This window comes from Embleya sp. NBC_00888 (assembly GCF_045207655.1).
Taxonomy (GTDB): domain Bacteria; phylum Actinomycetota; class Actinomycetes; order Streptomycetales; family Streptomycetaceae; genus Embleya.
Map to the genome: position 1 here is coordinate 1019474 of NZ_CP108784.1, position 23399 is coordinate 1042872.

19 protein-coding genes are annotated in these 23399 nt (G+C 73.2%); 7 read left to right on the plus strand and 12 right to left on the minus strand.

Annotated features, from left to right (window positions below; translation table 11 throughout):
• The first annotated feature begins 677 nt into the window (after window positions 1-677).
• The 3 genes from OG948_RS03820 (at window position 678) to OG948_RS03830 (ending at window position 4768) form a co-directional block, all read left to right on the plus strand.
• On the plus strand, window positions 678-3452 hold the full coding sequence (locus OG948_RS03820; RefSeq protein WP_406293826.1) for an AAA family ATPase: 2775 nt from the start codon (window positions 678-680) through the stop codon (window positions 3450-3452).
• A 171-nt stretch (window positions 3453-3623) separates the two neighbouring features.
• Window positions 3624-4328, plus strand: coding sequence for an HAD family hydrolase (locus tag OG948_RS03825; protein WP_406293827.1), 705 nt, complete (start codon window positions 3624-3626; stop codon window positions 4326-4328).
• The gene (locus tag OG948_RS03830; protein WP_406293829.1) at window positions 4328-4768 is read left to right on the plus strand and encodes an NUDIX domain-containing protein; all 441 of its coding nucleotides are present in this window, start codon (window positions 4328-4330) and stop codon (window positions 4766-4768) included. The genes OG948_RS03825 and OG948_RS03830 overlap by 1 nt, the downstream gene beginning before the upstream one ends.
• 100 nt (window positions 4769-4868) lie before the next feature.
• On the opposite strand, the gene OG948_RS03835 is transcribed toward OG948_RS03830, so the two are convergent.
• On the minus strand, window positions 4869-5795 hold the full coding sequence (locus OG948_RS03835) for a galactosyltransferase-related protein (RefSeq protein WP_406293831.1): 927 nt from the start codon (window positions 5793-5795) through the stop codon (window positions 4869-4871).
• Window positions 5796-6165: 370 nt separating this feature from the next.
• Window positions 6166-6744, minus strand: coding sequence for a TetR/AcrR family transcriptional regulator (locus OG948_RS03840; protein WP_406293832.1), 579 nt, complete (start codon window positions 6742-6744; stop codon window positions 6166-6168).
• Between the two features lie 193 nt (window positions 6745-6937).
• Between OG948_RS03840 and OG948_RS03845 the strand changes: the two genes are divergently transcribed.
• Entirely contained in the window at window positions 6938-7834 is an 897-nt protein-coding gene (locus OG948_RS03845; protein ID WP_406293834.1) for an SCO6745 family protein, read from the plus strand.
• A gap of 207 nt (window positions 7835-8041) precedes the next feature.
• Here OG948_RS03845 and OG948_RS03850 read toward each other — a convergent pair whose 3' ends face one another.
• Complete coding sequence (locus OG948_RS03850; protein WP_406293835.1) at window positions 8042-8611, minus strand: urease subunit beta; 570 nt, start codon at window positions 8609-8611, stop codon at window positions 8042-8044.
• 13 nt (window positions 8612-8624) lie between these two features.
• The gene (locus OG948_RS03855; protein ID WP_406293837.1) at window positions 8625-9404 is read right to left on the minus strand and encodes a sirohydrochlorin chelatase; all 780 of its coding nucleotides are present in this window, start codon (window positions 9402-9404) and stop codon (window positions 8625-8627) included.
• Between the two features lie 406 nt (window positions 9405-9810).
• Between OG948_RS03855 and OG948_RS03860 the strand changes: the two genes are divergently transcribed.
• Complete coding sequence (locus OG948_RS03860; protein WP_406293839.1) at window positions 9811-10236, plus strand: type II toxin-antitoxin system PemK/MazF family toxin; 426 nt, start codon at window positions 9811-9813, stop codon at window positions 10234-10236.
• Window positions 10237-10323: 87 nt separating this feature from the next.
• Here the strand turns inward: OG948_RS03860 and mnhG are convergent, their stop codons facing one another.
• From mnhG to OG948_RS03900, 8 genes are all read right to left on the minus strand, one after another.
• Window positions 10324-10674, minus strand: a complete 351-nt coding sequence (gene mnhG, locus OG948_RS03865) for a monovalent cation/H(+) antiporter subunit G (RefSeq protein WP_406293840.1) — start codon at window positions 10672-10674, stop codon at window positions 10324-10326.
• A gap of 1 nt (window position 10675) precedes the next feature.
• Window positions 10676-10939 (minus strand): monovalent cation/H+ antiporter complex subunit F, encoded by a 264-nt coding sequence (locus OG948_RS03870; RefSeq protein ID WP_406293842.1) that lies wholly within the window; start codon window positions 10937-10939, stop codon window positions 10676-10678.
• Window positions 10936-11505: a Na+/H+ antiporter subunit E gene (locus OG948_RS03875; protein ID WP_406293844.1), complete on the minus strand. Its 570-nt coding sequence runs from the start codon at window positions 11503-11505 to the stop codon at window positions 10936-10938. Before OG948_RS03875 ends, OG948_RS03870 begins: the two co-directional genes overlap by 4 nt.
• Complete coding sequence (locus OG948_RS03880) at window positions 11502-13073, minus strand: Na+/H+ antiporter subunit D (RefSeq protein ID WP_406293846.1); 1572 nt, start codon at window positions 13071-13073, stop codon at window positions 11502-11504. The genes OG948_RS03875 and OG948_RS03880 overlap by 4 nt, the downstream gene beginning before the upstream one ends.
• Window positions 13070-13864: a Na(+)/H(+) antiporter subunit C gene (locus OG948_RS03885; RefSeq protein WP_406293848.1), complete on the minus strand. Its 795-nt coding sequence runs from the start codon at window positions 13862-13864 to the stop codon at window positions 13070-13072. Before OG948_RS03885 ends, OG948_RS03880 begins: the two co-directional genes overlap by 4 nt.
• Window positions 13861-16743, minus strand: coding sequence for a Na+/H+ antiporter subunit A (locus OG948_RS03890; protein WP_406293850.1), 2883 nt, complete (start codon window positions 16741-16743; stop codon window positions 13861-13863). The genes OG948_RS03885 and OG948_RS03890 overlap by 4 nt, the downstream gene beginning before the upstream one ends.
• Window positions 16744-17030: 287 nt before the next feature.
• Entirely contained in the window at window positions 17031-17387 is a 357-nt protein-coding gene (locus tag OG948_RS03895; RefSeq protein ID WP_406293852.1) for an arsenate reductase family protein, read from the minus strand.
• Window positions 17388-18035: 648 nt separating this feature from the next.
• Window positions 18036-21380, minus strand: a complete 3345-nt coding sequence (locus OG948_RS03900) for an AfsR/SARP family transcriptional regulator (protein ID WP_406293854.1) — start codon at window positions 21378-21380, stop codon at window positions 18036-18038.
• A gap of 185 nt (window positions 21381-21565) precedes the next feature.
• Between OG948_RS03900 and OG948_RS03905 the strand changes: the two genes are divergently transcribed.
• Entirely contained in the window at window positions 21566-22624 is a 1059-nt protein-coding gene (locus OG948_RS03905) for an NADP-dependent oxidoreductase (RefSeq protein WP_406293856.1), read from the plus strand.
• A 48-nt stretch (window positions 22625-22672) separates the two neighbouring features.
• Window positions 22673-23263 carry an NAD(P)H oxidoreductase gene (locus OG948_RS03910; protein ID WP_406293858.1) on the plus strand — a complete coding sequence of 197 codons (591 nt, stop codon included), beginning with the start codon at window positions 22673-22675 and terminating at the stop codon, window positions 23261-23263.
• Window positions 23264-23399: the final 136 nt, after the last annotated feature.

The window sequence follows — 23399 nt, forward strand, 5'->3', positions numbered from 1 at the left end:
CCCGGACGGAGGCGGTTTCTCACGGTGATGGCGATCCGCGCCGCGAGGTCGCGCGGCCCGGCTCGGCGGCTCCGGCGGCTGCTCCGCCGGACCGGGAATCCGGCCTCACGCACGGCCCCAGTCTTCGATCGCCGCGCCGGGGGACGCCACCCCTGTTCCGACCCCTGCCCACCCCGGAGCCCGCTCGACGGGCCGCCGATCCACCGGGAGCGGCGCCGGGGGCCCGACCGGCGCGGCCGGGGTACGCCGTCCGGCTGCGCGGGGCCGGCCTCGGAAGGGTTGACAGGTCGACGGTTCGACAGGTCGGCGCAATGGGCGACTTCGGTGGCCGGCACCGGGTTTCCGGCCCACGACCAGGCTTGCGTCGAAGAATCTCGAACGTCACCGGGGCCCCTGCTACGGTCGTCTCACGGTACCGAGCCGTCGGCACACACAGTGCGACCTCCATCGAGGCAGCCGACGAACGGCGGCACCGTCGACCATCGGAACGTCGGCGCGGCAGCGTGGTGTCCGTCGGCGTTTCCGTGTCCCCATCACGAATGTGGAGGAAGGTACATGGAGACTTTCGAGCGCCGGCATCGTCGACACACCCCGTTGCCGTCATTCGCCCCCTCCTTATGCACCCGGGCACGACGTCACTCGGAACGCGTCGGCGCCGTCCGCGACGAGTCCCGAACGTGAGCATCCGGGAGCGTTCGCAAGCGACCTCGGTATTGACCGGCCTCATCGACGGCGCACTCGCCGGCGAAAGCGGGATCGCCGTCGTGGCCGGCTCCGTGGCCATGGGCAAGACGACGCTGCTGGCCACGTTCGCCCAGCAGGTGCGCGCGGCCGGCGGCGCGGTGTCGGCCGCCGTGGCGTCCGAGTCGGAGACGGACATCCTGCTGGGTGTGCTCGCCCAACTGTTGCAGGAGGCCGCGCTGTCGGCCCCGGTCGCCGAGCAGGTGAACCAGTTGCTCGCGATCGGCCGGGCGCACATGACCGCCACGCCGAGGGATCCGACGGCGAAACTGTCCGCGGTGGACGCCCAGATCGTCCAGTCCCTGTGCGCGATCCTGATCGGCCTGGCCGGGCCCCGGCCGCTGGCCATCGTGGTCGACGACATCCAACACGCCGACGCGGCCTCGCTCACCTGTCTCGCCTATCTGGCGCGGCGGATGCACAACACTCCGCTGCTCGCGGTATTCAGCCACGACGACCGGCCGGACGAGCGATGCGCGGACTTCGTGGAGCAGTTGCTCCGGCTGCCGCACGCCCGTGGGGTGTGGCTGCCGCCGCTCGACGCGGACGGGGTGCGCGCCGCGGCGGTGGCCCGGCTCGGTGCCGTCGGCGCGGAGCAGGTCGCTGGTTGGGCACTGCGGGTGAGCGGGGGCAATCCGCTGCTGCTCAACGGGGTCCTCGAGGACTTCCACTTCGGTGGGCACGCCGAATCCGCGGGCTACGGGCGGGCGATGCTCTCGTGTCTGCACCGGAGCCCGCCGCCCACCGAGGCGGTGGCGCAGGCGTTGGCCGTGCTGGGTACCCCGGAGCCGATCGCCCGGCTGCTGGGCCTGGCGGCCGGTGACGTGGTGCGCTGCCTGGCGGTGCTGGACGCCTCGGGTGTGCTGGAGCGGGGCCGGTTCCGGCATCCCGCGGCGGCTTCGGCGGTACTGGCGGGCCTGGGTCCCGAGGCCACCGCCGCACTGCACCGGGACGCGGCCGAACTGACCTACGCCGAGGGGGCCGCCGCCCCCGTGGTCGCCGAGCATCTGCTGGCGGGTCAGCGGGTGCACACGCCCTGGGCGGTGCCCACGCTGGTCGCCGCCGCCACCACGGCGTTGTCCGAGGGCCGGGGCGCCCGGGCGGTCGACTACCTGCGCCTGGCCTGCACGTCGAGGGGCGACCAGGGGGAACTGGCGCGGACCAGGGTGGCGTTGCTCCAGGCCGAGCGCCGGATGGAGCTCGGCGTCCCCGACCAGCAGATCCCCGCCCTGCTCCGGGCGGTGCGTACCGGCTGTCTGGGCAGCGGCGACACCCTCGCCGTGGTCCGGGCGCTGCTGTGGGCCGGGCGTTTCGAGGCCGCCGGCGAGGCGTTGCTGCACCTGGCCGACCCGCCCCGGGCCGCGGTTCCCGAAACGGCGCTGGAACTGCGCGCCGCCCGGCTGTGGATGCGCTGCTCGTACCCCCCGCTGCAGAGGCTGCTACCCAGTGCCGAGCGGGACGGGGAGGACGGGGAGGAGTTGCGCGGGATCCCGTCCCCGACCGAGAGCCGGCGCCGGCACGACGCCGCGGCGGTGCTCGACTCGGTACTGACCCTGGGCCCGTGCGACCAAGCCGTGCGCAACGCCGAACGGATCCTGCACAACACCCGACTGCACGGCACCGACCTGGACACGATCGAATGCGCGCTGCTCGCGTTGATCTACGCCGAGCGACCGGCGCAGGCGCTGCCGTACTGCGACGAGTTGATCGCCGCGGCCCGGGAGCGCGGCGAGCCGGGCAGCGAGGCCAGGCTGCACGCGCTGCGGGCGGAGATCTGCATTCGGCTGGGCGACCTGCCCGGGGCCTTCCTGCACTCGGCCGCCGCGTTCGACGTGGTGCCGGCAGGCGAGTGGGGAGCGGCGGTCGGCTTCCCGTTGGCCAACATGTTGATCGCGCTGACGTCGATGGGACGTCAGGACGAGGCCACGGAGCTGCTGTACCTGCCGATCCCCGACACGATGTCGCAAAGCCGATCCGGACTGCACTATCTGTACGCGCGGGGGCGCTACAGCATGGCGGTCCGGGACTGGGAGGGGGCACTGTCCGACTTCCGCGGCTGCGGTGCGTTGATGGTCCGCTGGGGCATGGACGTGCCGGGGCTGATCGCGTGGCGCAACGACGCCGGCGAGGCGTGGTTGCGGATGGGTGAGCACGATCGTGCCCGCGCGGTCCTGGAGGAGCAGTTGGGCCATGGCGAGCACGGCGGTTCGCCGCGCACCCGCGGGGCGACGCTGCGCCTGCTGGCGGCGACGCACGAGCCGCACCGACGTCTCGCGCTGCTGCGGCAGGCCGTCGACGCGTTACAGGAGAGCGGCGACCGCTACGAATTGGCTCGGGCGCTGGCCGACCTCACCGAGATGTACAACGCCGTCGGCGAGACCCGGCGGGCCCGGGTGATCGGCTCCCAGGCGAGGATCATCGCGGACAAGTGCCGGGCGGAGCCGCTGAGCAGGCTGCTCCCCGCGGACCGTGAGCGGCCCGACACCGAATCCAAGTCCCGGGCCGTGGTGCTCACCGACGCGGAGCAGCGGGTCGCCGACCTGGTGGCGCTGGGGCATACGAACAGCGAGATAGCCAAGCTGCTCTACATCACGGTCAGCACCGTGGAGCAACACCTGACGCGGATGTACCGCAAGGTCGGGGTCAACGACCGGGCCCAGTTGGCGTCGGCGCTGTTCACCGGTCCGCACACGCAGGCGATCGGCGCGTAGCGCGCACGCGGCCGGCGCCCGCCGGGCTGCCCCGTCGGGCTGCCCCGGCCGGGCGCCGGGCGGCGTGAGGCCCCGGCACGGCATCGGTCGGAAAACACGATGATCATGCCTGGGGGCCGGCTCTAGGATGTTCGCCGCAGTGTCACCGAGCGGACAGAGACGAATCGAACCATGCGCACACCGACGGGCCACCCGCGTCAGGTCCTGATCTTCGACGCCGACGACACGTTGTGGGAGAACAACGTCCTGTTCGAGCGGGTCATCGAGGACTGGCTGGACTGGCTCGACCACCCCACCCTGGACCGGACCGAGATCCGCGCGATCCTCAACGACATCGAGGCCGCGAACGCGATCACGCACGGGTACGGGAGCAAGATGTTCCTGCGCAGCCTGGGCGAGGCGCTGGAGCGGCTGCACGCGCGGCCGGCCACCGCCGCGGAGTTGCGGCACATCGAGCAGCTCGCCGTCGCGCTGGTGGAGAACCGGGTGGAACTGGTCCCCGGGGTCGTCGAGACGCTCACCACCCTCGGCGCGCGCCACGACCTGATGCTGCTGACCAAGGGCGACACCGAGGAGCAGCAGCGCAAGATCGACGCGTCCGCGCTGGCCCACCACTTCAGCAGCGTGCACATCGTGCCGGAGAAGGGTGTCGACGCCTACCTAAACCTCACCCGCACGCACGGGCTCGTGCCGGAGACGACCTGGATGATCGGAAACTCCCCCAAGTCCGACATTCTTCCCGCGCGGGGCGCGGGTCTGGGCGCGGTGTTCATCCCGAACGCGCACACCTGGGTCCTGGAGCAGAGCGAGCTGGACCCGAACGACAGCCGGGTGTTGACGCTGACCGCGTTCCCGCAGTTGCTGGAGCACTTCTGATGGCGGCGGACCGGCCCGCCGGCCCGTCCGTCTCCTGTGTCTTCGTGTGCCACGACGGCGCCGGGAGGGTGTTGTTGGCCCGCCGGTCGGCCGCGGCCCGGGACGCGGCGGGCACGTGGGACACCGGCGCGGGCGCGTTGGAATGGGGCGAGACCTTCGAGCGCGCGGTGGCCCGCGAGGTACGCGAGGAGTACGCGACCGAGGCGTTGTCGATCGAGACCATCGGGGTGCGCAACGTGCTGCGCGGGGATCCGGTCGAGACGCACTGGGTCGCGGTGGTGTTCGCGGTCGCGGTCGACCCGGAGCGGGTCGCGATCGGCGAGCCGCACAAGTTCGACGCGCTGGAGTGGTTCGCGCCCGACGCGCTGCCCACGCCGCTGCACTCGCAGTGCGCGGCGGGCCTCGACCTGTTCCACGACCGGCTGAACCGGACCCGGTAGCCCGACCGGACCCGGCCACCCGACGGGGCCCGGTGGCCCGACCGGACGGTGGCCGAGGCCGCGCCGGCCGATCGGTCGCCCGCGCCCCGGGCGGCGAGGCTCAATGGCCGTAAGGCGTGCCGCCCGGGTCCGCGTGCGCGGCCAGGTCCTGTGCGATCATCGCGTCCGGCCCCGCCGCGGTCCGCGCGGCCAACAGCCGCTCGTTGGCCGCCTGTTGCTCGCTCCCGTCGTAGGGCGTGCGGTGCTCGAAGTGCAGGCAGCTCCAGGACCGGTCGAGGTGCCGGCCCCGGCGCAACCGGGTGCGCGCGGCAACCTTCGCGAGCAGGTCGTCGTCCTCGCTGCCCCAGCCCACATAGCGCGGGCAATAGCCGCCGACTAGGTCGAACGTACGGCGCTCCACCAGCATCGCCCCCCACTGATACGGCGCGCGCCACAACCGGCTCCGGGGCCCGTACGGCGCCCGCGCCCGCGGCGGGGGCAACACGCGCGGGATCGCCGGCTCACCCTCGGGCGCGCCGTGCGGCGGCGGATCCCACACCATGCGCTCGTCCGGGAAGCCGCGCAGCACACCGTCCGGATCCTCCCGCACGAAGCAGAACGGATCCCGGCCCACCGGCACCATGTCCACCGCGGCCCACCCGGACGGCAGTTCGGCGGCGCCGACGAGCCGGTACATCCACGGCTGGGCCAACGCCCCGCCGGCCGCCAACTCCAGCGCCCGCGCCACGAAGTCCCGCCCGAGCGGGGCCACGTCGGCGTCCGTCAGGTACAACACGGGCGCCCTGGCCCATTCCGCCGCCACGTTGCGCAGCAGCCCGGCGGCCAGGTTCGTGGCCGGGGCCCGGACCACCCGCACCCGTCGGCACGCGTCCAGATCAGGCGGCACGGTCAGTGCCGGTTCGCCGGCCGTCGCCAGCACGACCTCGCAGCGCACGCTCTGCGCCAGCCAGGCCGCCGCGACCGACGCGAACACCGCGCGCGCCTCGTGGTCGCCGTACAGCGGAACCACCACGCTCACTTCCGGCATGCTCGGCCTCCCGTCACCGGGTCGCACCGCGCACCCTCGCACTCGATGCCCGCGGTGGCGCGGTGAACCGCGGCTCGGCCTCGGTCGGCACCACGTGTGCGGGGCTCACGGACGCGGGACGCCCGGTCGCGAACCACACCATCCACCGGGACGTGCCGTCGAAGCGCGGGAAGCCCCCGGCTCGACGAGGCGCGGTTCTCCAGAAGGTCGAGCGGGTCGTGCCCGACCCGATTGTCAGGTGTACCGGCCCCCGACGTCACGGTCAAGAGTCCTTCGGTCACACATGGTGCACACCGGCGCCCGGAATCGTCGCTTCCGGGCGGCCGAGGCGGACGTCCGAGTCCGCCGGAGCGCGCGGCGCGGGTGTCCGTCACCCCTCGACGGGCCCGGCGAACAACATGCCGGCCATGGCCCGGAACGTGGCGCCCGGGTCGGCGGCGGCGGGGATCCCGCCGGACAGGTGCAGGGCGGCGTATCCGTGCGCCAGCGACCACGCGGCGAGCACCGCCTGATCCGGATCGCCCCGACGCTCGGCCGGCACGCCCGCGACCCCGCCGCGCAGCGACGCGCCGGCCCGGGCGCGCTGGCGCAGCAGTTCGGGATCGGCGCCGTCGATCGCGTGCGGGCGGTTCATCACCTCGAAGTGCGCCGGGTGTGCGAGCGCGAACAACACGTAGCGCACGCCCAGTTCGCGCAGCGCGTCCAGGTCGCCGGGAGCCACCTCGGCGAGCGCGTCGGCAAGCAGTCCGTAGCCCTCGGCCGCGATCGCGGTGAGCAGCCCGGTCTTGTCGCCGAAGTGGTGCGCGGGGGCGGCGTGCGACACGCCCGCGCGGCGGGCCAGGTCGCGCAGGCTGATCGCGCCGATCCCGTCCGAGGCGACCACGTCCAGCGCGGCGGCGAGCACGGCACGGCGCAGATCGCCGTGGTGATAGGGGCGTCCGGTGGTCATGGATCGATGCTACCCGGGATCTAGGCATTGACAAGTCCGGGCCGGGAGAGCAATCTTGTCATCGACAAGTTCGGGTCCGGCTCGGTGATCCGATCGATGACCGCACCCGGCGGCGAAGTCCCGGGGAGACACGTCCCGGAAGACGCGTCTCGGAAACACATCCGGAAGACAAGTCCCAGGAAGAGGAACCGACATGAGCGCGACGAACGAAACCCTGAACCCCGGACTGGTCCGCCGGATGTGGCAGACCCTGGAGCCGTTGCACGCGCTGAACTACTACTCGCCGGAGATGTTCAAGGAGGCCGAAGCCCTCGGGTACGCGGTGGACGAACGCTGGCCGGCCTACTTCGCGATGCGCGCGGCGGCGCTGGGCGCCGCCTCCGCCGAACTGGTCACCTCGACCTTCTACAGCTTCAGCCCGGCGATGGTCGCCCGGTACGTCCCGCGGGCCTGGGAGATCGCCGATCCGACCGCCGTCCTCGCGGCCCGGCTGCGTGCGGCCGACGCGACGCTGCGGGCGGCGCTCGGTGAGCGCGTACACGCCCCCGAGATCGCCGAGGCCGCCGCGCTGACCAGGGAGGCGGCCGAGGCCGCCGACCACGTGGGCCGGCCGCTGGCCGCCGCGCACGCCGCGCTGCCGTGGGCGAGCGAACCACACCTGGTGTTGTGGCAGGCGATCACCCGGCTGCGCGAGCACCGGGGCGACGGCCACATCGCGGCACTGGTGACCCACCGTCTGGACGGCGTCGAGGCGCTGGTCTCGCACAGCGCCGCGGGCGCGGCCCCGGCCGAGATCTTCGCAAGCCGACAGTGGAGCACCGACGAGTGGGACGCGGCCCGCGAGCGCCTCGCCGCCCGGGGCTGGCTCACCGCCGACGGCACCGCGACCGAGGCGGGCCGGACCGGCCGCGACTCCGTCGAGGCCCTCACCGACGAACTCGCCGCCCAGCCCTGGCAGGCCATCGGCGCGACCCGGGCCGCGCACCTGGCCGACCTGATCCTGCCCGCGGTCATGGACGCGATCGGCACGGGCCTGCTCCCGATGCAATCAACCCTCGGGATCGGAATGACCTACCCCCACCAAACCTGACCGAACGCCCCACCAAACCGGGCCCGAGCCACGCCCCCGGCCCGGGCCGGAACCGGTCCCGAGGCCGACGCCCGGGTCGGGGCCGGTACCGGAAGAGGCTCGAGGGCGGAGCCAGGGCCCGGGCCGTGGCCCAGACCGAGGTTCCGGGCCGGAGCCGAGGCGAAGGCGGAGCTCAGGCCCAAGCCGGCGTTCGTCCCGGATTCGGCTTCAGCGGGTGCCTTTTCGGGTGGATCGCGTCGTGGGTGAGGGCTTGGCCGGGGGGCCGGCGCCCGGTTTGCGTGGGGCGGGCCGGTTGGGTGGCCTGCCCGCCCTGGCGGTGGCCGGCACCGGACCCGCGGGCCGCTCCGCGTCGGCCGGCTGCGGCGCGGTGGGGTCGGCGCCGCCGGTCTGTGCCCGCGTGTGCGCCTCGCGCAGGCCGTGTTCGATCGCCCGCAGCGTCGCCTTGAGCCGGGCCGGCCGCCCGGCGGCAGGGCCGTGTGCCAGGTCGGTGCAGCCCACCAGGCGTCCCGTACCCGCGAACGGGCGTAGTTCGACCTCGCGCGTGCCGCCCGGCTCGAATCGGATCGACGTACCCGCCGCGATGTTCGCTCGTATTCCGAAGGTCGCCGCGCGGTCGAACACGAGCGCCGGGTCGATCTCGGCGAAGTGGTAGTGCGATCCGACCCGGATCACACCGGCGCCGGAGTTGCGCACCGAGACCGTCAACACGGGCCGATCAGGGGCCGGCGCGGCCGGGTCGTCGCGGTAGAGGTACCGCTGTGGTCGGACCATGACCATGGGATCGACGCTCCTAGGCGACGGGGAAGGGGGACGCGTGCACGAACTCGCGTCCGTGCGCCCGGCCGAGCGAATGGGCGTGGTCGAGCGCCGGCCGGTCCGGATGGGTGTGCACGGGCCAGTGCGCGCCGGTCGCCGCGAGGCCGTCGTCGCCGTGTACGCGGAAGCGCTCGACGGCCAGGCCGACCCGAGCGGCCAGCACCCCGGCCGCCGCCGGCCCGGACAGCAGCGGTGCCACGCCCGGAACGGGCGGCAGCACGAAGGACGCGGGCAGCGCGACGGTGCGGACCGCGCCCAACACCCGGCAGCGCTCCAGCGCCCGGCCCAGGTCCGGATCGCCGCCGATCAGCGCGACCTCGACGATCCGATGCGTGCCGTGCTGCCACACCAGGCGCGCGATCCGGTACAACTCGGCGTCCTCCTGCGGCTCCCCCGCCGGCGCCGCGACCAGCAGCGCGGCCCGCGCCGGCACCCGCGCGGCGGCCGCGCGCAGCCACTCGGTGAGTTGCTCCGTCCCGGCGAACGGCCGGCCCAGCAGCACCCGGGCCCGCTCCGCCGCCGGCAGCGCGAGCAGGGTGCGCGCCGTGTCCGCGACCAGCGTCGCGTCCCGACCCAGCGTGATCGGCACCACGCATACCCGATCCGCTCCGCCCCGCAGCAACGCGCACACCGCCCGGTGCAGTTGCCGTCCGCACGCCACCGACGTCACCTCGGGCCCGAACAGCCCCGGCAGCGCCGCGCCGTTCGCGCTCTCGTGGCCGCCGACCGCCACCACCGCCACCCGCTCCGACACGACTCAGCCGCCGATCGAGTCGACGCCGGACATCGCCCCGGCGCCGGCCGATGCCGAAGCCGTGGGCTCGTCGATCTCGCGGGGTTCCGGATTCATCGTGAATTCCTTTCTGCGGCGGGTACGACCGAGAGCCGGCTCGGCCCCGGGACGTGCGGTGGCCCCGAGCGGCCGGGCGCGGGCCCGGCCGACCGGCGTGCGGGCACGCCGGGCGCGGGCCTCGGATGCGACTGCCCCGCGGACCCGTGACGTACGCGCGAGCCGCAGGCCCGGGGCCTGGGTCGAGGGTTGTCTCGTCCCGGGTATCCGCCGGGGCGACCCGCCAACCTCGCGCATCGGAGTGAAATATGACCATCCGGCGAGGACCTCGGCCTCCCGGAGTCGGGCGCGGATCGGGTAGACAGGCATCATGAAGTTCCTCGTCGCGGCACTCGTGGTCGTCCTCGTCGCGGCCGCTCTCGTGTGGTTCGTGACCCGCCGGCCGCGCACCCCGCCGCCGGTGCCGTCCGGCCGCTCGGCCCGCCCGGCTCCCGGTCAGATCTGGTGGGCCTCGGTGCCCTTCGACGAGGGCGACACGGCCAAGGACCGCCCGTGCCTGGTGGTCCGGGTGGGACCGCGCGGCGCCGAGGTGCTCAAGATCACCAGCCGGGACCAGAGCACGCGCGACCGCTACGTGCGCATGCCCACCAAGACCTGGGATCCGGGCGCGGAGCGCCGCAGTTGGCTGGAGACCGGACCGCTGCGCACGATCGGCCACGACGCCTTCCGCCGCCCGGCGGGCGTCTGCGATCGACGCGTGTGGTCCCGGATCAGCCGCGCCCACCGGGTCCGCTGACGAGACGCCACGCCCCGCCGCCGCGCGCGGCCCCGCCTGCCCGCCCGCGCGTCCGACCGCCCGTGCGCGCCTGCCCGCCGCCGACGCTCAGTTCTTCGGGTCGACCTCGTCCGCGAGTTCGTCCACGACCAGGTCCCCGGTCGGCAACCGCGGCAGCCGATAGACCGCGTGCCCCACCAGATGGGTCGCCACCGGAACCGTGGTGAGTTGGAAGAACCCCACCATCACCAGCATCCCGACGTCGATCCCGCTGCGCAGCCGCAGCCCCAGACCGAGTGTGACCAGCAGCAGGCCGAGCACCTGCGGCTTGGCCACCGTATGCATCCTGGACAACGTGTCCGGGAAGCGCAGCAGCCCCACGCCCGCGACGAACGCGAGCGCGCAACCCGCGAGCAGGCACACCGCCGAGGCGCCGTCGGCGAACTCGCCGGCCCGCACGTCAGCCGTCCTCGCGGGCCGAGAAGCGCACGATCGACACCGAGCCCAGGAAGCCGACCAGGGCCAGCGCCAGCAGCACCGGAACGGTCGTGGTGTGCCGGTTCAAGGTGGCCTCCGCCGCGATCGCGGCCAACACCACCGCGAGCAGCATGTCCACCGCCACCGCCCGGTCCAGGGTCGACGGCCCGCGCACGAGCCGGATCAGGGCCGCCACCGCGGCCCCGCCGAGCAATACGATCACGGCACCGCCGACGAGCGCGTTCATGAACCACCTCCGGGGTCTGCCGCGGACACGCCGCGTTCCGCACGGGTACCGAACGCGGCGACCACCCGGGCCTCCAGGCGCACCACCGCCCGCCGGGCCGCCGCCACCGAGGCCGGCGTATCGGCGCCCAGGGCATGGATGAACAGCGTGGTCGGCCGGCCCTGGCGGATCTCGATCACGATGCTGCCGGGCATCACGTTCAGCGCGAGCACGGTGAGCGTGAGCAGCACGTCCGAACGGGTGGCCGACTCGACCCCCACCACCGAACTGCGCGGCAACCTGCCCGGCCACAACGCCTGCCACGCCACCCGCAGCGAGGACATCACCAGGTCGCCCACGAACATCACCACGAACCGAGCCAGCCCCCACGGCCGGAACGCGAGCCTGCCCCGACCGGACGACAGCGGCAGCAGTCCCGACAGCAGCACCGCGACCACGATCCCGGTCAGCACGTTGGCGACGGTCAGCGTGCCCCACAGCGCCACCCACACGGCGGTCAACCACACCACCAACAGCGGCGAGATCCGCCCGCGCCGGGACACCGCCCGAATCCGGGTCGCGGTCATCGGCCGGCCCCGCGTTCGAACCCGCCCGGCAGCGGCACCGCGTCGACGTAGCCGACCCGGCTCACCAGTTCCACACCGGTGCGATCGACCAGCGCGACCAGCGGACCTGCCAGCACCGTGAAGGCCGGCCCCACCGCGACCAGGGCGCAGGTCGCGTACGTCATCGCACGCGGCAATGCCCCGCCGGTGGCCGCGACATCACGCCCGCTCAGACTCGCGCCAAAGGAGTACGCGGTCGCGCCCGAGGTGTCCGGCGAGCTGCCGAACACCTGTCCCCACACCCGGGCCATCGCGTACAGCGTCAACAGGCTGGTCCCCACCGCCGCGCCGATCAGCACGTACGAGGCCGGCGTGCCGCTCTCCGCGCCCGCCTGCAACAGCAGCCACTTGCCCAGGAATCCGGACAGCGGCGGGATCCCGCCCAGGTTCATCGCCGGTACGAAGAACAACACCGCGAGCGCCGGCGACAGCCGCACCAGTCCGCCGAGCCGGCCCAGGTCGGTGCTCCCGCCGCGCCGCTCGATCAGCCCGGTGACCAGGAACAGCGAGGTCTGCACGGTGATGTGGTGGATCGCGTAGAACACCGTGCCGGCCAGGGCCGCCGCGCTCGCGAGCGCGATGCCGAACACCATGTAGCCGATGTGGCTGACCAGGGTGAAGGACAACAGCCGGTTCAGGTCGCTCTGCACGATCGCGCCCAGGATGCCGACGATCATCGTCGACGCGGCCACCACCAGGAGCAGTGTGCGCAGCCGTCCCTCCGGGAAGAGCAACGTCTGCACCCGGATGATCGCGTACACACCGACCTTGGTCAGCAGTCCGGCGAACACCGCGGTCACCGGCGCGGGCGCGGTCGGGTACGAGTCGGGCAGCCACGCGGACAGCGGGAACACCGCCGCCTTGACCCCGAATCCGATCAGCAACATCGCTTCCAGCACCAGTTGCACGCCGGGATCCACCTCGGGCAGCCGTACCGCGAGCTGGGCCAGGTTGACCGTGCCGGTCGCCGCGTAGACCATCGCGATCGCGGCCAGGAACACCACCGAGGACAGCAGGCCGACCACCACGTAGCCGGCGCCCGCGCGCACCCGGGCGGCGGTGCCGCCCACGGTCAACAACACGTAGCTGGCCGCGAGTAACACCTCGAAGCCCACGTACAGGTTGAACAGGTCGCCCGCCAGGAACGCGTCCGCCACCCCCGCGACCAGGATCAGGTACGTGGGGTGGAACACCGACAGCGGCGTGGCCTCGTCCTCGTCCGCACGGCCCTGGCCGATCGAGTAGACCAGGACGCCGAGGGTGACCGCGCAGGAGACCACCAGCATCAGCGCGGACAGCCGATCCGCGACCAGCACGATCCCGGTCGGCGCGGGCCATCCGGCCAACCTGGCCACCACCGGACCGTCCCGATCCGCCGCCACCAGGAGCGCGATCGCCACGCCGAGCACCGCGGTCAGCACCCCGATGCTGATCACCCGCTGGCCGCGCGGCAGTCGGGCGCCGATCGCCAGCTTGAGCCCGGCGCCGAACAGCGGCAACAGGACCGGCAACGGCGCCAGATGATTCATCGGCGGGGCCCGTTCCGGCCCCGCTCGTCGCGAACTCGACCCGCCGGATCGACGCGGCGCGGGAACTCGGTGTCGGGCACCGCGTCCACCACGCTGTCCGCGCGGGCGACGGCCGCCCGTTCGGCCCGCGCCTGCCGATTGAGCTCGCGCCGCGCCCGCCGGAAACGGGCCCGCAGTTCGGCCTGCTGGATGCGGTGCTCGGACTTGATCCCGCGCAGCCGCAGTTTCAGCTCCTCGCGCCGCTCGCCCGCGATCCGCTGCGCCTCGGGCCGGCCGCCCTGCCCCCGCTCGTCCACGCCCAGCCGTCGACACTCGTCGGCGTAGTTCGCCCGGGCCTCCACCGCCAACCGCCGCACCACCGCCCGACGCTCCGCCGTCTGCCTGCGCAACTCGCGGCGCAGCCGCCGGTGTTCGGTGCGCAGGTCGCCCCGCTCGGCGCGCCGCACCACGCGCAGGTCCTCGGCGTCGTCCTGGATCTCGTCGGTCCCGGTGAGTTCCCAGTGCCGGTGCACCATCGACAACACGAACGCGGTCACCGCGAGCGTGATCACGATCGCGGTCAACACCATCGCCTGCGGCAGCGGATCGTTCATCGCGCTCGGCAAGGTCACCCCGAGCACCGGCGCGCCGCCCGCGCGACCACCGCCGGCGAGCACGATCAGGTTGGCCCCGTTGCCGATCAGCACCACGCCCAGCAGGACCCGGGTCAGGCTGCGTTCCAGCACCAGGTACACCCCGACGCCCACCAGCACGGCTGCGGTCAGTACCAGGATCATCGTCGGGCTCTTCATACGATCACCGTCCGTTCGGCGTCCCGGTCCCGGGTCTGTTCGATGCGTCGGTCCAACTCCGCGCCGAGCGCGGTCAATACGTCCTGCACGAGGCCGATCACCAGCAGGTAGACGCCGATGTCGAAGAACACCGACGTCGCGATGTGCACGTCGCCGAACAGCGGCAGCGTGGCGTCGACCACCGTGCTGCGCAGCGCCGAGCCGCCCACGATCAGGCCGACCAGGCCGGCGCCCGCGCTGATCACCAGGCCGGTGCCGAGCAGCCGCCCGGCGGGCAACGGCGCGGCCTCGGCCAGTTCGTGGCGCCCGCCCGCGAGGTAGCGCAGGAGCAGCGCGAGGCCGGCGGTGATCCCGCCGGCGAAGCCGCCGCCGGGTGTGGAGTGGCCGCTGAACAGGAAGTACAGCGACAACACCAGCACGGTCGGGAAGGCGACCCGCGCGACCGTCTCGAAGAGCACCGTGCGCCGCTCGGGGGCGAGCGTGCCGATCACGACCGGTCCGGGGATCGGCTCCGCCGCCGGGTCCGGCTCGCCCGGCGGCTGGGTCCCGTCGGATCCGGGCGGCGTCGGCGGATTCGGTGCCCCGTCGCCGGGTCGCGGCAGGCCGTGGGCCCGGCGCACGAAGATCAGGCTGGTCACGCCGATCGCGGCGACCGCGAGGACGGCGATCTCGCCCATCGTGTCCCAGGCCCGGATGTCCACGAGCAGGACGCTGACGATCTCCTTGCCGCCCGCCTCCTTCGCCGCGGCGGCGAAGGCCTGGGACACCGGCGGATGGGTGCGCGCGGCGAACGCGGAGATCGCGACGCCCCCGAGCACCACGCCGGTGAGCACGCCCAGGCCGATGTGCACGGCCCGGCGCCCCGGTCGGGTGGTGTTCGCGAACCGGCGCGGGAGTCGGCGCAGCACCAGCAGGAACACCACCACGCTGACCGTCTCGACCAGTGCTTGGGTGAGCGCGAGGTCGGGGGCGCCCTGGAGGACGAACAGCGTCGCGCAGCCGTAGCCGGTGACGCCGACCAGGAGTACGGCGGGCAGCCGGTCCCGGGTGCCGGCGGCGATCAGCGCGGCGGCGGCGACCAGTACGCCGACCACGACCTGCGCGGCCGAGTCCGACCAGCGCGGCGGGTGCGGAAAGGGCAGCGGGAGGTGGGCCAGCGCGATCGAGGCGGTGGTCGCGATCAGACTGAGCAGGATCACCCCGACGTAGACCGGCATCGAGCCGCGCTGCGTGGTGCCGGTCAGTTGCAGGGCGCCTCGGTCCACACCGCGCACCAGCGCGTCGTACAGCCGCGAGGGTTCGATCCGCGCGGTGGCCAGTTGCAGGCGCACCACCGGCTCGCGGACCAGGAACAGCACGATGCCCACGCCGATCGCGGCGCAGGACAGGTACAGCGCGGTGCCCGGGCCGTGCCACAGGGTCAGGTGGTAGTCGGTCCCTTCGGCCGGGAATTCGTCGGCGTACGACGAGATCCAGTGGTCCAGCGACGCTGCCGCCGGGCCCAGCACCAGGCAGCCGGTGCCGAGCAGGAGCGCGGGGCCGAGCAACAGTCCGCCGAGCGGTTCGCAGCCGGTGGTGGGCACGCCGGGTTTGCGGGCGAAGGCGCCCCAGACGAAGCGCAGGCTGTACGCGGCGGTCAGCGCGGAGCCGGCGACCAGCAGGCCGAGCACGATGGAGTCGGTGCGGCCCCGGTGCAGGAACGCCTCGTACACGGCCTCCTTGGCGACGAACCCGACCGTCGGCGGCAACCCGGCCATGGACAGCGCGGCCACCACCGCGACCACGCAGGTGATCGGTATGGCCTTGGCCAGGCCGGACAGTCGGCGCAGATCCCGGGTGCCGGCGGCGTGGTCGATGATGCCGACCACCAGGAACAGCGTGGCCTTGAACAGGGCGTGTGCGACGAGCATCGCGATGCCGGCGAGCGCCGCGTCCCGGTTGCCCGCGCCGGTGACCACGATCAGCAGGCCGAGTTGGCTGACGGTGCCGTAGGCGAGCACTCGTTTGAGGTCGTCCTCGCGCAGCGCCCGCCATCCGGCCAGGAGCAGCGTCGCGCAGCCGGCGATCAGCACGATCGGCCGCCAGGGCATGATCTGGGCGAAGCCGGGGGCCAGTCGGGCGACCAGGTACACGCCTGCCTTGACCATCGCCGCCGCGTGCAGGTAGGCGCTGACCGGGGTGGGCGCCGCCATCGCGGCGGGCAGCCAGGAACCGAACGGCACGATCGCCGACTTGGACAGCGCGCCGACCAGGATCAGCACGATCGCGGTGGTCACCACGGTGCCGCCGGGCGGGTCGGCGAGGATCTCGGAGAGCCGGTAGGTATCCGCCTGCTCGCCGAGCAGGATCAGCCCGACCAGCATCGCCAGGCCGCCGAAGGTGGTCATGGTCAGTGCCTGCATCGCGGCCCGGCGCGAGCCCCGGTGTTCGCTGCGATGGCCGATCAGCAGGTAGGAGAAGACCGTGGTCAGCTCCCAGAACACGTACAGCAGGATCAGGTCGTCGGTGGTGACCAGTCCGATCATCGCCCCGGCGAACCCGACCAGGACTCCGGCGAACGCGCCGAGTCCGGGCTCGTCCGCGGCGAAGTAGCGCGCGCAGTACACCAGGACCAGGACACCCACGCCGGCCGCGAGGAACACCATCAGCAGCGCGAGCGCGTCGCACCGAAACGCGAGGAAGACGCCCTGCTCGGGGATCCACGGGCGCGATTCGACCACCGGCTCACCGTCGAACACCGAGGCGGCCTGGGCCAGTGCCCACCCCGTGGTCGCCACCGGGAGCGCGGCGAGCACGAGAAAGGCGTTCCGCCCGAGGCGTCGAACCAGCCACGGGGCGATCGCCGCGACCACGAAGTACGAGGCCACCGAGAAGATCATGACGCTACGTTATTGGGCATTACCCCCAAATCAGCATCAATCGGGCATATGTCCCTCGTTTTTCCATCCGCAACGGCGATCGGCCCTCTGGCGTGCCTTCCATCCCCCGTCGGCCTCCGTGGCGGCCGGCACCGCGCGTCCGCGTGCCGGAGCGCCCACACAGTGGTTCCATTCGGGCGTTTCGCCGGGGCGGTGAGCGCAGCGAGGAGCCCGAAGGCCGATGGAAGACACGCCCCACCGCGGCGGCGACGCGCCGTCCCGAGGCGGAACGCACCACCACCACCACCTCAGTCGAGCAGCGAGCGCACCGCCTCCGGCGTGCGCCCGACCACGGTGGCGCCGTCGTCAGCGGTGATGATCGGCCGCTGGATCAAAATCGGATGCTCCGCCAACGCGGCAATCCAACGCCCGCGATCGCTCGCCGCACGCCCCCACGTCCCCATCCCCAGCTCCCCCGCAACCGCCTCACCGGTACGCGTGATGTCCCACGGCTCCAACCCCAACCGCCCCAACACCGCCTCGAGCTCATCCACGCTCGGCGGCTCCTCCAAATACCGCCGCACGGTGTACTCGACGCCCCCCTCATCCAACAACGACAACGCGGACCGGCACTTCGAACACGCAGGATTGACCCAAATCTCCATACCCCGGACGCTACTACCCCACCAAAACCCCTCCCCTCCAACCACCCGACACCCACGAACCCCTCAGCCGGGCCGGCGCCCGAGAACCCGTTGGCCAACCCCTGGCCATCCGCGTTCGGCATCCTCGGCAAGGCATCGGACAACTTCGGTTTCGATGGGGCCGGGCGCAATCTCCTCGCCGGCGAAACGGGCGGCCAACAGTCGCCGAACCCCGGCGACCTTGATCATGGCCTCGCCACTGATCGCTGCACGATCCACGCGTCGAGCCCAGCCGCCGACAGCCACGGATCCCGTCCGTCCGGCACCGCACACCCGATCCCAAGTCCCGTCCACCACCCAGGCACGAAGCCACCGACATGCCACGCCCTACGACACCAGCGCGAGACCCGCCAACGACACTCAGCCGGCCGGCGCTTGTGGCCACCCCAACCCGACCAACACCCAACGCCCGCCGAAAGCCCTCAGGCCGGCCAGCGCTTGAGGCCACCCAACCCAACCAACACCCAACGCCCACCGAAACCCCTCAGCCCGGCCGGCGCTTGAGGCCACCCAACCCAACCAACACCCAAGCCCCACCGAAACCCCTCAGCCCGGCCGGCGCTTGAGGCCAACCCAACCCGGCCGACACCCAACGCCCGCCGAAAGCCCTCAGGCCGACCCGCGCTTGAGGCCCTCGTCGAAGGCGCGCGCATAGGCCGCAGGGCCGAGTGTCTTCCCGGCCGCCGCCGCGATCCGCGACACGTCGCCGCGTTCGCCGACAGGCAACGGCGCGCCGATGGAGGCCCGGAGCGCCTCCGCGCGGCCCAGGAGCGTCGCCGCCTCGGCCGCTCGGCCCGAGATCGACTCGGCCCCGGCCAGCCCCTCCAGCGCCAGCGCGACCGCCCGCGGATCGCCCGAGGCCCGCGCCGCCGCCAGCCCCTCCTCGTGCAGGTCCCGCGCACCGACCGCGTCCCCGCGCAGTTCCGCCACGAAGCCCAATTCGGCCAGCAGCAGCGTCACCCCGTAGAACGGCACGCCGTAGTCCTCGTGCAGCCGACGATTCCACTCCAGCGCACCGCGCAGGTGCCGCTCGGCCCCCGCCAGGTCCCCCGCACGTCGCGCGCCGAGCCCCAGCCCGACCGTCGCGAACTCCTCCGCGAACCGGTCCGACCGCTCGACCGCGAGCCGACGCGCCCGCTCGTGGAACTCCTCGGCCGACGCGAAGTCACCCCGCAACAACGCGATCCGGCCCAGCCCGGACCACCGGTACGACACATCCGTCCACAGGCCCAACTCCTCGGCCCCGCGCAGCCCTTCGCGATGCAGCTCGGCGGCCCGGTGGTATTCGCCCGACACCTCGGCCACATAGGCGAGTTGATCCGACGCCTGGACGAGCCCCCAGCGCTCGCCCAACGCCGCGAACCGCGCCGCGGCGTCCGCCGCCGCCTCGCCGGCCGCCACGTGGTCACCGCGGAACATCAGCGCCTTCGCCCGACCGGTCAACGCCGCCGCGATCCCCCACGCGTCGTCCGCCGCACGAAAGCCCGCCAGGGCCCGATCGATCAGCTCGCCACCCGCGTCCGCGTCCCCCACGTGCAGGTGGGCCAGGCCCAGGAACCACTCGGCCCGCGCCCTCCCCTCCGTGATCCCGTCGTAGGCCGCCAGCGCGTCCCGGCTCTGCCGTACCAGGTCGCTGCCGTCGCCGATCAACATCGCGAACCCGGCCCGCCAGGCTCCCGCCGCCGCGCGCAACGCGGCCGGCGCGCGGCCCTCGACCGCCAGCGCCGCGTCCAACGCCCGCCACGCCTCGCGGTGGCGCCCGCGCAGGAACCGGTACCACGCCGCCCCACCCGCCAACCGCAACGCGAGCCCCGCGTCCCCGCGCCGGGCCGCGCCATCGGACGCGGCGCGCAGGTTCCCGCTCTCCGCGTCCAGCCGGGCGAGCCACTCGCACTGATCGCGGCCGTACAACCGCGGCCCGGCGCGCTCGACGAACTCGGCCAGATAGCCGTCGTGCCGAGCCTGCACCACGTCGAACTCGCCCACCGCGTGCAGGTGTTCCACGCAGTACGCGGCGACCGACTCCAGCAGCCGGTACCTGGGCCCGTACCGCCCCTCCACCGCGACCACCAGCGAGCGGTCGACCAACCGACCGACCAGGTCGAGCACGTCGACCCGGGCCACGTCGTCGCCGGAGCAGGTCGCCTCGGCGGCCTCGGGAGCACACCCGTCCGCGTGAATCGCCAACCGGCGCAGCACGATCCGTTCCGGTGCGCCGAGCAGTTCCCAACTCCAGTCGATCATCGCGCGCAGCGTCTGCTGCCGGGCCGGCACCCCGCGCCGACCCACGCCGAGCACCCGGAACCGGTCGTCCAGCCGTGCCGCGAGACCGTGAACGCCGAGCCCGCGCACCCGGGTCGCGGCCAGTTCCAGGGCCAGCGGGATCCCGTCCAGACGCCGACAGATCGCCGCGATCGCGTCCGCCGTGTGCGCGTCCAGGACGAACCCGGGCGCCGCCGCGGCCGCTCGGGCCACGAACAGGCGTACCGCCGTGGACTCGGCCAACGCCGCCGGATCCGCCCCGGCGTCCGGCACCACCAGCGGCCGCACCACGCTCAGCGCCTCGCCGCCCACCGCGAGCGGTTCCTGACTCGTGGCCAGGATCCGCACGTCGGGTGCGGCCCGCAGCAACAGGTCCGCCAGCTCGGCGATCGGCTCGATCACGTGCTCGCAGTTGTCCAGGACCAGCAGCAGCCGACGGCCGCGCAGCGCGTCCGCCAACCGGGTCCGCGACTGGGCCGTGACATGTCCCGCGCCCGCCGCGACCTCGTCCCGGATACCCAGCGCCGAGGCGATCGCGTCGGCCAGATCGTCGCCGCTCGGATCGCGCCGGCCGGCCAACTCGACCAGCCACACCCCGTCCGGGAACGGGAAGTCGTCCACCGCCCGGGCCGCGCACTCCAGCGCGAGCCGGGTCTTGCCCACCCCGCCGGGGCCGGTCAGGGTCACCAGCCGGGCGGCCCCGAGCAGCTTGCCGACCTCGGCCACCGCGTCCTCCCGACCGACCAGCTCGGTCAACGCGGCGGGCAGGTTGGACCGCGCCCGCGCCGCCGCACCCCCCGCCGGATCCGCCGCCGAACCCACCGAGCCCGTCGCCGCGCCGACCGATGCGGCCCCGGACACGGAACCGGGCACGGAACCGGACACAGACCCGGGCGCAGATCCGGGCACGGACTCCGCCGCCGAGCCGGCCACGGAAACCGGCGCCAGCCCCGGATCCTGCGCCAGGATCGCCCGCTGCAACGCCGCCAGCTCCGGCCCCGGGTCCAGGCCCAGTTCGTCCGCCAACCGCTCGCGCAGCTCGGCGTACCCCGCCAACGCCTCCTCCTGCCGCCCGGACCGGTACAGCGCGCGCAGATGCGCGGCACGCAGCCGCTCCCGAACCGGATGCAGCGCCACCAGTTCACCCAACTCGTCGGCGAGCGAGGTGTGTTCGCCCAGTTCCAGGCGTGCCTCGGCGTGGTCCTCCAGGGCGGTCAGCCGCTGTTCGTCCAGCCTGGTGATCGCCGCGCGGGTGAACTCCTCGTCCCGGAAGTCGGCGAACGCCGGCCCACGCCACAGCGCGAGCGCGTCCGCGAACAAGCCCGCCCGGATCCGCGCGTCGACGCTCGCCCGCGCCCGCGCGGTCAGCTCGGCGAACCGGTCCGCGTCCACCGCGCCGGCCTCGACCCGCAGCTCGTAGCCGGGCGGGCGGTAGGCGACCAGTTCGCGCCCGCCGGGTTCGGCCGCCTCCAGCGCCCGGCGCAGTTGGGAGACCTTGGTCTGGAGCGTGTTCGCCGGATTGCCCGGCGGGTCCGCGCCCCACAGGTCCTCGACGAGCAGATCCGCCGAGACCGCCCGGCCCCGATGCACGAGCAGGTCCGCGAGCAGCGCGCGCACCTTCGACTCCGGGACTCGAACCGGCTGTCCGTCCGCGGTCCACACCGCCAGCGGACCCATCACCCCGAAGCGCATGCCGCCACGTTAGCGCAGGTCAACCGGCCTCTGACGGTGGACCGCGGGTGCCCGTGCGTAGACCCCCAGGATTCCGTGCGCGGCCGGCGGCACAGTCGTGTCATCGAGTTCGGGACAGCCCGAACAAGACACCCCGAGCAGCACAGACCGCAGCCCGGGAAGCACCGAAACAGGGAGCCCCCACCATGTCCGTCAACGCCAACGTCGACGCCGGCACCACCGGCACCACCAACCTTGTTACCACCGGCCGCGAAATCCGCCTGGCGGCCCGCCCGGTGGGCACTCCCACCACCGCCGACTTCGAGCTGGTCACCGCCGCGATCCCGGCGCTGGGCGAAGGTCAGCTCCTGATCCGCAACACCTGGATGTCGGTCGACCCCTACATGCGCGGTCGGATGGACGACGTCGAGTCGTACATACCGCCGTTCGAGCTGGGCGCGGTCCTGGACGGCAGCGCGGTCGGCGAGGTGATCGCCTCCCGTGCCGACGCGGTCCCGGTCGGCGCGACCGTGTCGCACTTCGCCGGCTGGCGCGAGTACGCGGTCGTGGACGCGGCCACCGCCGTCGTCCTGGACACCTCCGCCGTCCCCGCCCAGGCGTACCTGGGCGCGCTGGGTACCCCCGGCCTGACCGCGTACGCGGCGCTGACCGAGGTGTCCCCCGTCCGAGCGGGCGACACGGTGTTCGTCTCCGGCGCGGCGGGCGCGGTCGGCAGCGTGGCCGGCCAGATCGCCCGCAAGCTGGGCGCGGCCAGGGTGATCGGCTCGGCCGGCGGCCCGGCCAAGGCCGAGCGGCTGCGTACCGACTTCGGCTACGACGTCGCGCTCGACTACCGGGCCGGTGCGATCGGCGACCAGCTCGCCCAGGCCGCGCCCGAGGGCATCGACGTCTACCTCGACCACGTCGGCGGCGACCACCTGGCGGCGGCCATCGCGAACGCCAAGGTCGGCGCCCGGTTCGCGCTGATCGGCGCGATCAGCGGCTACAACGCCACCGAGCCGGTGCCCGGCCCGAGCAACCTCTTCCAGGCGTACATCAAGCGGCTGAACCTACGCGGCCTGTTGGTCACCGACCACTTCGCGCTGTTCCCCGAGTTCACCGAGCGCGCGATCGGTTGGCTGACCGACGGTTCGCTGCGCACCGACGAGACCGTGTTCGAGGGCATCGAGCAGGCCCCCGCGGCCTTCCTCGGCGTACTCGGCGGCGCCAACACCGGCAAGATGCTCGTCCGCCTGGCCGACTGACCCGGCCCCACCGCTCCGACCGGTACCACCACCGAGGAAGGCCCCGACATGACCACCGACGCGCCGCACGCCCTCGTCGTCCTCGCCCACCCCCGGGCCGACTCGCTGACCGCACGGGTCGCCGCGCGGGTCCGGGACCGGCTGCTGACCGACGGCCACAGCGTGGACGTACTCGACCTGCACGCCGAGGGCTTCGACCCGCGGATGACCGTCGAGGACGAACCCGACTGGGCCGACCGGGACAAGCACTACAGCCCGGAAGTACGCGCGCAGATGGCCCGGATCGAGGCCGCGGACACGATCGTCGTGGTCTTCCCCGTGTGGTGGTTCGGGCTGCCCGCCCTACTCCAGGGCTGGATCGACCGGGTGTGGAACTACGGCTTCGCCTACGGCCGCAGCCGCCCACGCCTGGCCGGAAAACGAATGTTGTGGCTCGGCCTGGCCGGCTACTCCCACGAACACTTCACCAAGGGCGGCTGGGACGACCTCCTCGACCGCCGCCTCCGAATCGGCATCACCAACTTCAGCGGCATCGAAAACGCCCGAGTCCACCTCTTCTACGACACGGTAGCCACCGGCGCCCACGACACCACCCTCCTCACCGAAGCAGAACAAGTCCTCACCACCTTCACCCCCTGACAGTGATCATGTGACTGGTGGTTCTGCTGATGAGCCTGACTCGCCCCCTGACTGACGTCGTTGACTGTCCTGTATGGGATTTGTCGGCTCGTCGGCGGGACCACCACGCACGCGGCCGGACGGGCGTTTGTGACCT

Coding starts and splice junctions, on each gene's coding strand:
- OG948_RS03840 (WP_406293832.1), bottom strand. CDS start 6,744: ATGACCACCGGACGCCCCTATCACCACGGCGATCTGCGCCGTGCCGTG.
- OG948_RS03860 (WP_406293839.1), top strand. CDS start 9,811: ATGAAGTTCCTCGTCGCGGCACTCGTGGTCGTCCTCGTCGCGGCCGCT.
- OG948_RS03910 (WP_406293858.1), top strand. CDS start 22,673: ATGACCACCGACGCGCCGCACGCCCTCGTCGTCCTCGCCCACCCCCGG.
- OG948_RS03845 (WP_406293834.1), top strand. CDS start 6,938: ATGAGCGCGACGAACGAAACCCTGAACCCCGGACTGGTCCGCCGGATG.
- OG948_RS03825 (WP_406293827.1), top strand. CDS start 3,624: ATGCGCACACCGACGGGCCACCCGCGTCAGGTCCTGATCTTCGACGCC.
- OG948_RS03870 (WP_406293842.1), bottom strand. CDS start 10,939: ATGAACGCGCTCGTCGGCGGTGCCGTGATCGTATTGCTCGGCGGGGCC.
- OG948_RS03900 (WP_406293854.1), bottom strand. CDS start 21,380: ATGCGCTTCGGGGTGATGGGTCCGCTGGCGGTGTGGACCGCGGACGGA.
- OG948_RS03905 (WP_406293856.1), top strand. CDS start 21,566: ATGTCCGTCAACGCCAACGTCGACGCCGGCACCACCGGCACCACCAAC.
- OG948_RS03875 (WP_406293844.1), bottom strand. CDS start 11,505: ATGACCGCGACCCGGATTCGGGCGGTGTCCCGGCGCGGGCGGATCTCG.
- OG948_RS03880 (WP_406293846.1), bottom strand. CDS start 13,073: ATGAATCATCTGGCGCCGTTGCCGGTCCTGTTGCCGCTGTTCGGCGCC.
- OG948_RS03885 (WP_406293848.1), bottom strand. CDS start 13,864: ATGAAGAGCCCGACGATGATCCTGGTACTGACCGCAGCCGTGCTGGTG.
- OG948_RS03890 (WP_406293850.1), bottom strand. CDS start 16,743: ATGATCTTCTCGGTGGCCTCGTACTTCGTGGTCGCGGCGATCGCCCCG.
- OG948_RS03835 (WP_406293831.1), bottom strand. CDS start 5,795: ATGCCGGAAGTGAGCGTGGTGGTTCCGCTGTACGGCGACCACGAGGCG.
- OG948_RS03830 (WP_406293829.1), top strand. CDS start 4,328: ATGGCGGCGGACCGGCCCGCCGGCCCGTCCGTCTCCTGTGTCTTCGTG.
- OG948_RS03850 (WP_406293835.1), bottom strand. CDS start 8,611: ATGGTCATGGTCCGACCACAGCGGTACCTCTACCGCGACGACCCGGCC.
- OG948_RS03895 (WP_406293852.1), bottom strand. CDS start 17,387: ATGGAGATTTGGGTCAATCCTGCGTGTTCGAAGTGCCGGTCCGCGTTG.